This is a genomic window from Rhodoferax sp. RT5P35 (genome assembly GCF_056521385.1).
In genome coordinates this window covers 1-1,068 of sequence record NZ_JBWMAX010000330.1, presented here as the reverse complement: position 1 = coordinate 1,068, position 1,068 = coordinate 1, and the positions used below count along the sequence as shown (strand labels likewise).

At 66.7% G+C, this 1,068-nt stretch carries 1 protein-coding gene and 1 pseudogene; both read left to right on the top strand.

The features are described 5' to 3' along the window. Positions 1-309 (top strand): response regulator (locus AC097L_RS26075; protein ID WP_479589587.1); only part of this gene is annotated, 309 nt, incomplete at its 5' end. A gap of 88 nt (positions 310-397) precedes the next feature. Further along, positions 398-1,068: pseudogene (locus AC097L_RS26070) on the top strand (hypothetical protein); the annotation flags it as partial.

Here is a 1,068-nt window from a genome sequence, read left to right as displayed (position 1 = left end):
AGCCACGGCGTGGCGCTGCGGGTGGCGCGCAATGAAGCCCAGGCGCAGGCCGCGCTGGCGCTGCAGCCGGTACAGGTGCTGGTATGCGATTACCGCCTGGCCGATGGGGTGGATGGGCTGGCCGTAGGGCTGCGCCTGCGCCAGCGCTTCGACGCCCAACTCCCACTGCTGATGGTGACCGGCGAAACCGCCCCCGACCGGCTCCAGCGCGTGGCCGACTCGGGCCTGCCAGTGCTGTTCAAACCGGTATCCGCCGAGGTGCTTTTACAAAATTTGGCCGACCTCGCCTATCCCCAAAACAGAGGATGAAACAGGCCCCCGGGCATGACTTTTGGCACTGTTGACAGAGGTGCGGCATTCCTATCCTTGGCTCTACGTACCACCCACGGAGATCGCCATGTCCCACCCTTCACCGGCTCGCCCGCACCACCACCCACGCGGATTCTGGAATTTTTGGGCCGCACTGCTGGCCGCCTGCGCCTTGCTGGTGGCCTGCGGTGGTGGTGGCGGTGAGACCAGCAGCGCGCCCGACCCCAGCGGCGCAGTCACCCAAATTGTCGGTGCCGAGGGCGGCACCGTCACCGGGCCAGACGGGGCGCAGGTCGTCATTCCCCCCGGGGCGCTGGATGCCAACACGGCCATCGGCATAGCCCGCAGCAGCGCCGGAGCCCCGCCCGCGCTGGAAGGCTACCCGCCCCTGGGGCCGGTGTATGCGTTCACCCCGCACGGCATCCACTTCAACACGCCCATCACCATCCGCCTGCCCATGGGTTCTGCCGACCACAAGCTCTTCATGGCCAGCGCAGACGACAACTGGAACGACACCGCCTTTACCTACAGCGGCGGCATGGCCGAGTTTGTGCGCAGGGGCTTTTCATGGGCATACCCAAGTACAAACTGTGGCACCAACCCGAATGACCCGAGCCATGACCCGATCCGGTTCCCATCCCGCTGCGTCTCGCCGAATATCAACCCCACTGTCAGCGCCACCCCGACGGCGGCCCTGGTGTCTGCAGGCGGCATCTACGGCGACAGCAACTACACCCTGAACCAGGCCGCGCTGCTGCG